Consider the following 12,296-nt stretch of genomic DNA (forward strand, 5'->3'; position numbering starts at 1 on the left):
AAGAAAAAGCCCGTCACGCTGGTGACGGGCTTTTGCTGTTGGTACCCCGAGATGCCGTTGCCGGTTTGGGCCCTTGAACCGTCGGTTCAAGGCGGGGATCGGATCTGACCGCAGGCTTCTCGGTCGTGCCGAGCATGCGCAATAGCCAGAAGGCAGATCCCCTGTTTGGTATGAATATCGGCTCGGGGACTTGAACCGGCTGACAAACATCCCAGGGAATTTTAAAACGGTTTGCGATTAGGGCTGTTGCCCCTCTTCGCTGGAATCACCATACTGTCCGTGCTCGATCAGGGCCGCTTCGATGGTGCGCTGCAGCATCTTGATCCGCTTGTCCATGGTCTCAGAGTATTGGTGGTTCTTCTCTTTTTCAAGGCAGAGCTCATGACAGAAATTGAGCGCCGCCATGATAGCCAATTGCTCGTTGCTGGAGACTTTGGAACGTTGACGCAGGTCGATCAACTTGTCGGTCAGCTGCTCGGCGGCCTGGCGCAGGGCATCCTGCTGTCCCAAGGGACAGGATACCTTGTAGGGACGTCCCAAAATGACGATTTCTACGGCCTCTGTGCTCATGCCTTCCTCAATACGGCGGAGCTGATTTCCGCCTTTATCCACGTGGACAACTGGGCGGGACTATATAGCGCAGATGCATAAGTTTCAAGGCCTTGCTGGCTCTGCAAGAGGGAGAATGCTAGGATCCTGACCATTAATTCTGCAAATTTGACTGAACTTTGAGCGGATCCTCTATGAGCAAAACAAACCCCCTTAAATATGCGGCTGTGGCCGACATCATGGAGCAGCATGAGCTGATGGCCAGTGCAGTCGAGGCCCATGGTGTGATCTGCGGTCTGGTGTGCGGCGGTGTTGCACTGGACGACAAGAGTTGGGTGCCCCATTTCAACGATCTGGTGAACGACGGTTTTGGCCTGCCGGCCCCGGTGCGCCAGGTGATGACCGATCTTTATCACAATGTGGTCGAGAGCTTGATGGCTCAGAAAGGCGTCGAGCTGCTGCTGCCAAGTGATGATGCCCCCCTTGATGAGCGCATCGATTCGCTGGTGGACTGGTCACAGGCGTTTCTGGCCGGTTTCGGCGTGGTGCAGCAGGAGCTCTCCCGCGCGTCGGAAGAGCTGCAGGAGATGATCCAGGATATCGCCAGCATCACTCAGGTCTCTGCCGAGTTCGATCAGGAAGATGACGAGAACGAAGCCTCCTTCCTGGTGCTCTACGAACACGTCAAGCTGGGGGTCATGATGGCCTTCGAAGAGTTTGGCAAGCGCCCCGATACCCCGAGCGCGCCGCCGACCCTTCATTGAGGTGCGGGTCAACGCGACCCTTACTGAATCTGCAAGAGCGCCTGATGGCGCTCTTTTTTATGGCGCTGTTGTGGCTAACCCTGTGAGGCACAACCGGTTTTTTGCCGGTGACCTCGCATTCGGCCTGCGGCTTTGTGATAGCATGAGGCCACCTTTTTCACTTCTTCCTCTCTGCTTATGTCTCAATCTGATGTGCGACAGGTCGATGTCACCCTGGTCGGCGGTGGAATGAGCGGTGCCGTGCTGGCCCTCTCGCTGGCAGCCCTGCTTCGATCCGATGGCTCCCCCCTCGAGATCCTGCTGCTGGAGGCAAGCGTCCCCGAACAGCACACCCATTCAGGGTTCGACGCTCGCGCCATTGCGCTCTCGGCCGGTACCTGTGATGCGCTGTTGCGACGCGGACTCTGGCCGCTGTTTGCCCCCCATTGCGCCCCCATTACCCAGATTCATGTCTCGGATCGGGGCCACTTCGGTCAGGCTCGCCTGTCGGCGGCCGAATACGGTCTGCCCGCGCTGGGCCAGGTGATCGAGCTTGCCGCTGCCGGTCATGAGCTGCAACGGGCGATGGCGGCCTCTCCCAATATCCGGGTCTGCTGTCCGGCTCGGGTGAGCGAGATTGCGCCCGATGAGGAGAAGGTGACCCTCACCCTCGAGAGCGGTGAACAGATTGAGACCCGCCTGCTGGTGGCGGCAGACGGCGGCAACTCCTTTGTGCGTCAGCACTTCAAGTTGCCGGTGACCCGCCACGACTTTGAGCAACACGCCATCATCGCCACCGTCAAAACGGCGCAAGACCCTGAGGGTCGCGCCTTCGAGCGCTTTACCGAAGGGGGGCCGCTGGCCCTGTTGCCGATGCAGGAGGGGCTCTCCTCGCTGGTATGGAGCGTCGGGCAGCATGAGGTGGATGAGCTGATGGCCCTCGATGAGGCGGCGTTTCTTGCCCGCTTGCAGCAGGCCTTTGGCTGGCGGCTTGGTCGCTTCGAGCGATGTGGCGTGCGTAACGTCTATCCGCTCATTCTGACCGCCTGCGACTATCCGCTGGCCCAGCGCACCGTGTTGGTCGGTAATGCCGCCCACGCCCTGCACCCGATTGCCGGACAGGGCTTCAACCTCGGGATGCGGGATCTGGACCTGCTTACCGGCGCCGTAGCCAAGGCGTTGGCTGAGGGGGAGGATATCGGCAGCTTCAAGGTACTGAGTGGCTACTGGCAGCAGCGTCAGCGCGATCAGGAGCAGACCGTCTGGCTCACCTCCTCGCTGGCCCAGCTCTTCTCCAATGGTCACGATCCGCTGGTGGCGGGGCGCAATCTGGCGCTCACCCTGATGGGGCGATTCCCGTGCCTCAAGGCGCCGCTTGCCTCGCGCACCCTGGGCTTTGTCGCCGATGTGTGCGGCAACTAGCCAGCACTTGTTGAGTGGAACCTGTTGACCGCCATTCGTTGATCAAAACCTATTGAATAAAGAGGTGATGCCTGCGGGCGTCCCCTCGCTGGCCAGCCGGTCAGCCCTGAAAGGATGAGATGATGCAGATGCAAAATGTGGATGTGGTGATTGTCGGTGGCGGCATGGTGGGGCTGGGGCTCGCTGCGGCCTTGAAACATAGCGCCCTCAAGGTGCTGGTGGTGGAGGGACAACTGCCCGACCCGCAGCTGGGGGAGGTGGCCGATAATCGGGTCAGCGCCCTGAGTCTGGCCAGCCAGCAGATCCTGCGCCATGTCGGCGCCTGGGACGGCATTGAAGCGCGCCGCCTGCAGGCCTACGACAAGATGGCGGTGTGGGAGCAGGACAGTTTTGGCCATATCGACTTCGATGCCGCCAGCCTGCGTCAGGCCAATCTCGGCCACATCGTCGAGAATCGGGTGATCCAGCTGGCGCTGTTTGAGGCGATTGAAGGTGCCAGCAATATCCAGCTGCTGACCCCCGCCAGAGCCAAGAGCCTGCAGAGCGGCCCGGCGGGCGCCCTGCTGCTCCTTGAAGATGGTCAGGCCATCTCGGCCAAACTGGTGGTAGCCGCCGATGGTGCCCACTCCTGGGTGCGCCGTCAGGCTGATATCCCGCTTACCAGCTGGGATTATGGCCACCACGCCCTGGTGGCGACGGTGCGCTGCGCCGAACCCCATGAAGCTGTTGCTCGCCAGATCTTCACCCCGGATGGCCCGCTCGCCTTTTTGCCGCTGTGGCAGGAGAACCTCTGCTCCATCGTCTGGTCGCTGCCTGCGGCCCGCGCCGAGGCACTCTGCGCCTGTGATGACGAGCAGTTCAATCGCCACCTTACTGCCGCCTTCGATGCCCGGCTCGGTCTGTGCAAGGTGGAGGGGCCGCGCAGCGCGATTCCTCTTACCGCCCGCTATGCCCGCGACTTTGCTCGCGAGCGGCTGGTGCTGGTGGGAGATGCCGCCCATACCATCCACCCTCTGGCGGGGCAGGGGGTCAACCTTGGCCTGCTGGATGCTGCCGCGCTGGCGGAGCAGATCTTGCAAAATCATGCCGCGGGTGAGGATATCGGCCTGCTCGACAACCTGCGCAGCTACGAGCGCTGGCGCAAGAGCGAAGCGGCTCGCATGCTGGCGGCGATGGAAGGGCTCAAGCGGCTGTTCAGCGGGGCCAACCCGCTCAAGAAGCTGGTGCGGGGCGTGGGATTGCGCGCGGCCAATCTGCTGACGCCCTTCAAGGAGGGGGTGATCCGCGCCGCCATGGGGCTGGAGGGTGAGTTGCCCGCATTGGCCCGTCCTGACTGGCCTGTTGCTGCGACCAAGGGCAGTACCATGCAGGCCAAGGGTGAAAAAAACTAATATTACTCGCCGTTTTTGACAACAAAAGTAATCCGACAAGGCTGATGACCCGTTTTGGGTGTCAGCCTTTAATTTTGCTCTGGAGCGAAACGTTTTTCTGCAAATTGTGACGAAACGGTAAAAATCAAAATTTAATCTCGCCTGAGTCGGCTTATGGCTGTTTTTATCACTGCATTTATCTTAGTGTCTGGAGTCAGTTTTACGGGAGGGGATTAGTTTTTTTTGAGCGGCACGCTCGCCTGCTTGTCATATAATCCGCTCCGTTCAAGGAATCCCTCTTGCCTGGCAAGGGCAGGAGCGAGCACACACTTTTGGATCCGGTCGCTTTTTGCTGTACGTAGTGCAGTCAGAGCGGTGGCGCGGGTCGCAAGGGTGGTCGCCAAAGCGAAAAGGCTTTTTGCTAAGGAAAGAATGCGATGATCCAGACTACTGTACTGCATCCCAAACACCTGGAAGCCGGCGCCAAGATGGTGGACTTCCACGGTTGGGAAATGCCCATCAACTACGGCTCCCAGCTGGAAGAGCACCACGCGGTGCGCAGCGATGCCGGTATGTTCGATGTATCCCACATGACCATCGTCGATTTGACCGGCGAACGGGTTAAAGCCTTTCTGCAACACTTGCTGGCCAACGACGTGGCCAAACTCACTGCCCCCGGCAAGGCCCTCTACAGCGGCATGCTCAATCCGGAAGGCGGCGTCATCGATGACCTCATCACCTATTACCTGACCGATACCTTCTACCGGCTGGTGGTCAACTCCGCTACCCGCGAGAAGGACCTGGCCTGGATCCGCCATCACGCCATCGACTTTGATGTCACCGTGACCGAGCGTCCCGAGCTGGCGATGATCGCGGTGCAGGGCCCCAACGCCAAGGTCAAGGCTGCTGCTGTGTTGAGCGCCGCCCAGCGTACCGCCGTGGTGGGGATGAAACCCTTCTTCGGCGTGCAGGCTGGCGATCTCTTTATCGCCACTACCGGCTACACCGGCGAAGATGGTTATGAAATCGTGGTGCCGCAAGAGAAAGCCTGCGAGCTGTGGCAAGCGCTGCTGGATAACGGCGTCGCCCCGTGCGGCCTCGGAGCCCGCGATACCCTGCGCCTCGAAGCAGGTATGAACCTCTATGGTCAGGATATGGACGAGTCAATCTCTCCGCTGGCCGCCAACATGGCCTGGACCATCGCCTGGGAGCCGAGCGATCGCAACTTCATCGGCCGCGACGTGCTGGAAGCACAGAAAGCGGCGGGCAATCAGCCCAAGCTGGTGGGTCTGGTGATGGAAGAGAAAGGGGTGCTGCGTGCCGGTATGCCGGTCACCTTCACCGCGGCAAATGGTGAGAAGCGGGAAGGTGTGATCACCTCCGGCTCTTTCTCGCCCACCCTGGGCTACAGTATTGCCCTGGCGCGGGTGCCCCGCGATATCGGTGAGCTGGCCGAGGTGGAGATCCGCAAAAAGCTGGTCACCGTGAAGGTCACCAAGCCCGCTTTCGTCCGTAACGGCCAGAAGCTGGTTTAATACCGTTCTGGGGGAGGGCTGTGCCTCCCCCATCCCTTTTCATATTCGTTTTTAAACGCGACTCAAAGATCAAAGGAAGCACAAATGAGCCATATCCCGAGCGAACTGAAATATGCCACTTCCCACGAGTGGATCCGTGTTGAAGCCAACGGCGAGGCCGTGGTCGGTATCACCGAGCACGCCCAGGAGCTGCTGGGTGACATGGTGTTTGTCGAGCTGCCGGAAGTGGGCAAGCAGGTCAGCGCCGGTGACGACTGCGCCGTGGCCGAGTCGGTCAAGGCGGCCTCCGACATCTACAGCCCGGTGAGCGGCGAGATCATCGCCGTCAACGAAGAGCTGGAAGGGAGCCCCGAGCTGGTCAACTCCGATCCCTACAGCGCTGGCTGGCTGTTCCGCATCAAGCTCGATGACGAGAGCGAGCTGGCCAACCTGCTGGATGCCGAAGGCTACCAGAACGTGGTGGACGAAGAGTAATGCCCCCGGGCCCTGCCAACACAGCAGGGCCCCTTTGTATGACCGCTAGCCGGGCAAGCACCGGCCGGTGGAAGGGTGAAGTCGCCCGCGCTTGCCGTTTGCCAGCCTAGGTGCCTAGGGGGCAAACGGGCCGGTTCGCAACAAGGCGATCCCCTCTTGATGCTGCCGCAGCATCCGGTGCCGCACCCTGTCTGCGGGACCCAGAACATGAGTGGAGTCGGTATCAACCGACGATCAGGAACATCAGGTCTTGGTTATCAGGATGTCATGCCAGGACTTATTTATCAGGAAATAGGGAAATGACCCAGTCACTGTTTGAACTCGAGCAAAAAACCGATTTTGTCCGCCGCCATATCGGCCCGGGCGAGGAAGAGCTGCGCCAGCTGCTGGCGACCGTCGGGGCCGAAAGCCTGGACGATTTGATTGAACAGACCGTGCCCGCCGCCATTCGCCTGCCGGGCCCGCTGGGGATCGGTGCCGGCATGACCGAAGTGGAGGCGCTGGCCAAGCTCAGGGGCTATGCCGCTCAGAACAAGATTGCCAAGAGCTACATCGGCATGGGTTATCACGATACCCATGTGCCCCACGTCATTTTGCGCAACGTGCTGGAAAACCCGGGCTGGTATACCGCTTACACCCCGTACCAGCCCGAGCTGGCGCAGGGCCGTCTCGAAGCCCTGCTCAACTTCCAGCAGCTGACGCTGGATCTGACCGGCATGGATCTGGCAAGCGCCTCCCTGCTGGATGAAGCGACCGCCGCCGCCGAGGCGATGGCGCTGGCCAAACGGATGGCCAAGTCCAAATCCAACCTCTTCTTTGTTGCCGATGACGTGCACCCGCAGGTGATCGACGTGGTCAAGGAGCGCGCGGTTCACTTCGGTTTCGACGTGGCGGTTGGCGCTGCGAGCGATGCAGTGAGCGAAGAGGTGTTCGGGGCCCTGTTCCAGTACCCCACCACCACAGGTGAGGTGAAAGATCTGCGTGCCCTGATTGCCGCGGTACAGGCCCAGAAAGGGCTGGCCTGCGTCAGCGCCGATCTGCTCTCCCTGCTGCTGCTCAAATCCCCGGGCGAGCTGGGCGCCGATGTGGTGTTGGGTTCCGCCCAGCGCTTTGGCGTGCCCATGGGTTACGGTGGCCCCCACGCCGCCTTCTTCGCCACCCGCGATGCCTACAAGCGCTCCATGCCGGGCCGCATCATCGGTGTCTCCAAGGATGCCCGTGGCAAGGCTGCGCTGCGCATGGCGATGCAGACCCGCGAGCAGCATATCCGTCGCGAAAAGGCCAACTCCAACATCTGTACCGCACAGGTGCTGCTGGCCAACATGGCGAGCTTCTATGCCGTCTACCACGGCCCGGTGGGGCTGAAAACCATCGCCTCCCGCGTGCACCGTCTCACCACCATTCTGGCGCTCGGCCTCAAGGCCAAGGGTGTTGCCCTCAAACATGCCAGCTGGTTCGATACCCTGACCGTGCAGACGGCAGATAAAGCAGTACTCATTGCCAAGGCCGAGGGGCTGGGCATCAACCTGCGTGCGGATCTCGATGGCGCGGTAGGGGTGTCACTCTCTGAAACCACCACCCGCGGCGATGTGGCCGAGTTGTTCGAACTGTTCCTAGGGGCAGGCCATGGCCTCGACATCGAGGCCCTTGACAAGGCGGCGCAGGCCCATCACGCCATTCCACAGGATCTGCTGCGCACTGACGCCGTGTTGACCCACGAGGTGTTCAACAAGTACCACTCCGAAACCGAGATGCTGCGTTATATCCACCGTCTCGAAGCCAAAGATCTGGCGCTCAACTACGCCATGATCTCCTTGGGCTCCTGCACCATGAAGCTCAATGCTACCGCCGAGATGATCCCGGTGACCTGGCCCGAGTTCGGCAAGTTGCACCCGTTTGCCCCGCTGGCGCAGGCCAAGGGCTATCAGCAGCTGCTGGCCGACCTCGAAAACTGGCTGGTGAAGGTGACCGGTTACGATGCGGTCTGCATGCAGCCCAACTCCGGGGCCCAGGGCGAGTACGCAGGTCTCTTGGCCATCAAGAAGTACCACGAGTCCCGTGGTGAGGGGCATCGCGACATCTGCCTGATTCCGGCTTCTGCCCACGGGACCAACCCGGCCTCTGCCCAGATGGCGGGGCTCAAGGTGATCGTCACTGCTTGTGACAAGTCCGGCAACGTGGATCTCGACGACCTGCGCGCCAAGGCCGCCGAGGCGGGGGATCAGCTCTCCTGTCTGATGGTGACCTACCCCTCCACCCACGGGGTGTACGAGGAGACCATCAAGGAGGTGTGCGACATCGTTCACCAGCACGGTGGTCAGGTCTATCTGGACGGCGCCAACATGAACGCGCAAGTCGGATTGACTGCGCCGGGCTTTATCGGGGCAGACGTCTCTCACCTCAACCTGCACAAGACCTTCGCCATTCCTCACGGCGGTGGCGGCCCGGGCATGGGCCCCATCGGCGTGAAGAAACATCTGGCACCGTTCGTGGCCGGTCACGCCGTGGTCAAGACCGACAAGGAGAGCCGTGACAACGGCGCCGTGTCGGCGGCACCGTTTGGCTCAGCCAGCATCCTGCCCATCAGCTGGATGTATATCGCCATGCTGGGTGACGAGGGGCTGAAGAGATCCACTCAGGTGGCCATCCTCAACGCCAACTATCTGGCCAAGAAGCTGGGTGACTCCTTCCCGGTGCTCTATTCCGGCCGCAATGGTCGGGTAGCTCACGAGTGCATTCTGGATATCCGTCCGCTCAAGGAGGCTTCCGGCATCAGCGAGATGGACGTGGCCAAGCGGCTGATGGACTACGGCTTCCACGCGCCTACCATGAGCTTCCCGGTAGCGGGCACCCTGATGGTCGAGCCGACCGAGTCTGAATCCAAGCGCGAGCTGGATCGCTTCGTCGAGGCGATGACTTCCATCCGCGCCGAGATTGCCAAGGTGCAGGAGGGGCAGTGGAGCCTCGCCGACAACCCGCTGGTCCATGCGCCGCACACCCAGGATGACGTGATGGATGCAGAGTGGTCCCGTGGTTACAGCCGCGCCGAGGCGGTGTTCCCGTCCGACGCCGTGCGCGCCGCCAAGTTGTGGCCCTCTGTGAACCGCATCGACGACGTCTACGGCGATCGCAACCTGTTCTGCTCCTGTATCCCGACTGAGGATTACGCCAAGTAAGTGGCGTTTTGATCACGGCCATTTAAGTTGGAAACCGTGACATTGAAGTTGGAAACCGACCATTCAAGTTGGAAACTCAAAGGCCCTGCAACAGCAGGGCCTTTTTATTTTGTGCGGTGAATATCTGTAATTAAATTACAAAAATGATCTCGGTTGGATCTTTCAGGCAGGTCAGGGTCTACCTCTTGTTAATGGTACACATAAAAGCATCATTTCCATTGATGCAAAATAATGGGCATTGATATTGACTCAGTAGTGTCAGATGCGACACACTGTGACTGCATCATTAACGATGAAGAGATTTTTTGTGAAGCTGAACCAAATTGCCACCATCAGTGCTGGGCACCCCTATCGCGGCAAGATCCCGGAGATCGATTCCGGCAGCATGGCCGTGGTGCAGATGAGAGATGCCTCGCCAGAAGGGGGGGTTGACTGGTCTGCCTGCCTTCGTTCTGAGCCTACCAGCAAGAAGGAACCTGACTGGCTGCAAACCGGCGATATCTTGGTGGCGGCCCGTGGCAGCACTAACTATGCCGTGCTGGTTGATACCGGGCTTGCACCATTGCCCGCCGTAGCCGCCCCTCACTTCTATGTGGTGCGGTTACATAGCGAGGCGCTCAGTCCCGAATTTCTGGCCTGGCAGCTCAATCAGTCCCCTTGCCAGCGCTACTTCGAGCTTCACGCCGAAGGCAGCGCGGCAAAAAGTATTCGCCGTCAGGTGTTGGAGGAGGCCCCTATCGGCATCCCATCTCTTGCGAGACAGGCCGCCATCATGAAGCTGGCCCACAGCCTGCGTGAAGAACGGAACCTGATGCAACAACTGCAACGTAACGGCGAGCAGATGATGCAGGCCATCGCTGCCAGCCTGCTCGAACAATCCGATCAGCAACCGAAATAGTTTCGCTGAGCAGCCCATTTTTCCAAGAAATACCCAAGGAATTGTGACTTATGACTACCTCGATAAACCAGGACGATATCAACAAGGCCCTCTGGTCTGCCTGCGATACCTTTCGCGGCACTGTCAGCCCTGATACCTATAAAGATTTCGTGCTCACTATGCTGTTCCTGAAATACATCTCCGATGTCTGGCAGGATCACTACGATGGCTACAAGGCCGAATATGGCGATGAGCCGGAGCTCATTGAAGAGATGCTCAAAAACGAGCGTTTCGTGCTGCCCAAACAGGCCAGCTTCTACAGCCTGTTCGAGCGTCGTCACGAGCCGGGCAACGGCGAGCGGATCGATCAGGCGCTGCACGCCATCGAAGAGGCCAATGGCACCAAGCTCAAAGACGCGGGCAAGAGCGTGTTTCAGGACATCAGCTTCAACACCGACCGCCTCGGCGAAGAGAAGCAGAAGAACACCATACTGCGCCACCTGATGGAAGACTTTGCCAAGGATGAGCTCAACCTCAAACCGAGTCGGGTCGGCACCCTGGATGTGATCGGCAACGCCTATGAGTATCTCATCAAGAACTTCGCCGCCAGCGGCGGCCAGAAGGCGGGGGAGTTCTATACCCCGCCCGAAGTCTCCGATCTCATTGCCGAGCTGCTGGAGCCGATGCCGGGCGACACCATCTGCGATCCGGCCTGTGGCTCGGGGTCACTCTTGATGAAGTGCGGCCGCAAGGTGGTGGCAAACCATGGCGAGAAGCACTACGCCCTCTACGGGCAGGAGGCTATTGGCTCTACCTGGTCGCTGGCCAAGATGAACATGTTCCTGCACGGGGAAGACAACCACAAGATCGAGTGGGGCGACACCATCCGCAACCCCAAGCTGCTCGATGGCAATGGCAACCTGCTGCGCTTCGATATTGTCACCGCCAACCCGCCGTTTAGCTTGGATAAATGGGGTCATGACGAGGCCGAGCACGATAAGTTCGGTCGCTTCAAGCGCGGCATCCCGCCCAAGACCAAGGGGGATTACGCCTTTATCCTCCATATGATTGAGACCCTCAAACCCAAGAGTGGGCGCATGGGGGTGGTGGTGCCTCACGGCGTGCTGTTCCGGGGCTCGTCTGAGGGCAAGATCCGCCAGGCGCTTATCGACGAAAACCTGCTCGACGCGGTGATCGGCCTGCCGGAGAAGCTCTTCTACGGCACCGGCATCCCCGCCGCCATCCTGATCTTTAAAAAGCAGAAGGTGGACGACAATGTGCTGTTTATCGACGCCAGTCGCGAGTTCAAGGCGGGTAAAAACCAGAACCTGTTAAGCGCGGACAATATCGCCAAGATCGTTGCCACCTATCGCAACGGCGGCAATGTCGATAAATACGCCTATCTTGCCTCGCTCAAAGAAATTAAAGAGAACGACTACAACCTCAATATCCCCCGTTATGTGGATACCTTCGAGGAGGAAGCCGAGATCGATCTGCTGGCGGTGCGGGCCGAGCGGGAGCAGCTAAAAACCCAACTGGCCGCGCTCGAAATCGAGATGGCTAACTATCTGGAGGAGTTGGGTTATGGTGCCTAATGGATGGAGTGCAAAGCCGTTAGCGGATATTGTAAAAGAAAAAATCTCATACGGGATTGTCCAAGCTGGCCCCCACGTTCCAGATGGCACGCGAATTCAACTTCGAAGTGCGACACTCGCCTATGCCGCCTGACGGTACTCTTCGAATACCTTGACAGGCTGCCTGAATCCGAGACATTTCCGAGGTCGTAGGTTGAGCCACTGCTCCGCTCTCCTGACATCCTCGTCCGTGACCTCTCTCAGGTCTGTTCCCTTTGGGATAAACTGCCTCAACAGCCCATTGCTGTTCTCGTTCAGACCGCGCTCCCACGAAGAGTAAGGGTGCGCAAAGTAAGTCTCGGCACCCAGCGCTTCCTCTATCGCCTTGTGTTCGGCAAACTCGCCGCCGTTGTCAAAGGTGATGGTATGCACCTGCTCGATGTAGGGCGTTAACATCTCGATTATCGCATCCCGCACCACCCCAGCCTGTTTGCTCGCGACCCGCTTGACCAGATAGAGCCGGCTCTTGCGCTCCACCAGGGTGACCAGTGCACCTGTGCCTTGCTTGCCCAGCAC

At 59.7% G+C, this 12,296-nt stretch carries 9 protein-coding genes, 1 other RNA gene and 1 pseudogene; 8 read left to right on the forward strand and 3 right to left on the reverse strand.

Going from position 1 to position 12,296, the window contains the following annotated elements; genetic code table 11:
• Positions 1-39 precede the first annotated feature (39 nt).
• Together ssrS and zapA are read right to left on the reverse strand one after the other, a co-directional pair.
• Positions 40-221, reverse strand: a non-coding RNA gene (ssrS, locus tag AB5Y97_RS11440) — 6S RNA.
• Positions 222-237: 16 nt separating this feature from the next.
• Complete coding sequence (gene zapA / locus AB5Y97_RS11445) at positions 238-570, reverse strand: cell division protein ZapA (protein ID WP_005333910.1); 333 nt, start codon at positions 568-570, stop codon at positions 238-240.
• 173 nt (positions 571-743) lie between these two features.
• Here zapA and AB5Y97_RS11450 point away from each other — a divergent pair, with 173 nt between their 5' ends.
• The 8 genes from AB5Y97_RS11450 (at position 744) to AB5Y97_RS11485 (ending at position 11,741) form a co-directional block, all read left to right on the forward strand.
• Positions 744-1,313 (forward strand): UPF0149 family protein, encoded by a 570-nt coding sequence (locus AB5Y97_RS11450; protein ID WP_005346580.1) that lies wholly within the window; start codon positions 744-746, stop codon positions 1,311-1,313.
• Positions 1,314-1,490: 177 nt separating this feature from the next.
• On the forward strand, positions 1,491-2,714 hold the full coding sequence (gene ubiH, locus AB5Y97_RS11455; protein ID WP_204381267.1) for a 2-octaprenyl-6-methoxyphenyl hydroxylase: 1,224 nt from the start codon (positions 1,491-1,493) through the stop codon (positions 2,712-2,714).
• A 122-nt stretch (positions 2,715-2,836) separates the two neighbouring features.
• The gene (locus tag AB5Y97_RS11460; protein WP_368157943.1) at positions 2,837-4,105 is read left to right on the forward strand and encodes an FAD-dependent 2-octaprenylphenol hydroxylase; all 1,269 of its coding nucleotides are present in this window, start codon (positions 2,837-2,839) and stop codon (positions 4,103-4,105) included.
• Positions 4,106-4,521: 416 nt separating this feature from the next.
• Positions 4,522-5,619, forward strand: coding sequence for a glycine cleavage system aminomethyltransferase GcvT (gene gcvT / locus AB5Y97_RS11465; protein WP_042060207.1), 1,098 nt, complete (start codon positions 4,522-4,524; stop codon positions 5,617-5,619).
• 84 nt (positions 5,620-5,703) lie between these two features.
• Positions 5,704-6,093: a glycine cleavage system protein GcvH gene (gene gcvH, locus AB5Y97_RS11470; RefSeq protein ID WP_005333898.1), complete on the forward strand. Its 390-nt coding sequence runs from the start codon at positions 5,704-5,706 to the stop codon at positions 6,091-6,093.
• Positions 6,094-6,392: 299 nt separating this feature from the next.
• The gene (gene gcvP, locus AB5Y97_RS11475; RefSeq protein WP_368157938.1) at positions 6,393-9,269 is read left to right on the forward strand and encodes an aminomethyl-transferring glycine dehydrogenase; all 2,877 of its coding nucleotides are present in this window, start codon (positions 6,393-6,395) and stop codon (positions 9,267-9,269) included.
• A gap of 307 nt (positions 9,270-9,576) precedes the next feature.
• On the forward strand, positions 9,577-10,167 hold the full coding sequence (locus tag AB5Y97_RS11480; protein ID WP_024946113.1) for a restriction endonuclease subunit S: 591 nt from the start codon (positions 9,577-9,579) through the stop codon (positions 10,165-10,167).
• A gap of 50 nt (positions 10,168-10,217) precedes the next feature.
• Positions 10,218-11,741 (forward strand): type I restriction-modification system subunit M, encoded by a 1,524-nt coding sequence (locus tag AB5Y97_RS11485; RefSeq protein WP_368157940.1) that lies wholly within the window; start codon positions 10,218-10,220, stop codon positions 11,739-11,741.
• Between the two features lie 120 nt (positions 11,742-11,861).
• Here AB5Y97_RS11485 and AB5Y97_RS11490 read toward each other — a convergent pair.
• A pseudogene (locus AB5Y97_RS11490) lies at positions 11,862-12,296 on the reverse strand (IS30-like element ISAs2 family transposase); the annotation flags it as partial.

It is taken from the genome of Aeromonas sp. R10-2 (genome assembly GCF_040908445.1).
Taxonomy (GTDB): Bacteria; Pseudomonadota; Gammaproteobacteria; order Enterobacterales; family Aeromonadaceae; genus Aeromonas; species Aeromonas veronii.

Excerpts from the sequence above, each read along its gene's own strand:
- AB5Y97_RS11460 (WP_368157943.1), top strand. The coding sequence starts at position 2,837 with ATGCAGATGCAAAATGTGGATGTGGTGATTGTCGGTGGCGGCATGGTG.
- gcvT (WP_042060207.1), top strand. The coding sequence starts at position 4,522 with ATGATCCAGACTACTGTACTGCATCCCAAACACCTGGAAGCCGGCGCC.
- gcvH (WP_005333898.1), top strand. The coding sequence starts at position 5,704 with ATGAGCCATATCCCGAGCGAACTGAAATATGCCACTTCCCACGAGTGG.
- ubiH (WP_204381267.1), top strand. The coding sequence starts at position 1,491 with ATGTCTCAATCTGATGTGCGACAGGTCGATGTCACCCTGGTCGGCGGT.
- AB5Y97_RS11485 (WP_368157940.1), top strand. The coding sequence starts at position 10,218 with ATGACTACCTCGATAAACCAGGACGATATCAACAAGGCCCTCTGGTCT.
- gcvP (WP_368157938.1), top strand. The coding sequence starts at position 6,393 with ATGACCCAGTCACTGTTTGAACTCGAGCAAAAAACCGATTTTGTCCGC.
- AB5Y97_RS11450 (WP_005346580.1), top strand. The coding sequence starts at position 744 with ATGAGCAAAACAAACCCCCTTAAATATGCGGCTGTGGCCGACATCATG.
- zapA (WP_005333910.1), bottom strand. The coding sequence starts at position 570 with ATGAGCACAGAGGCCGTAGAAATCGTCATTTTGGGACGTCCCTACAAG.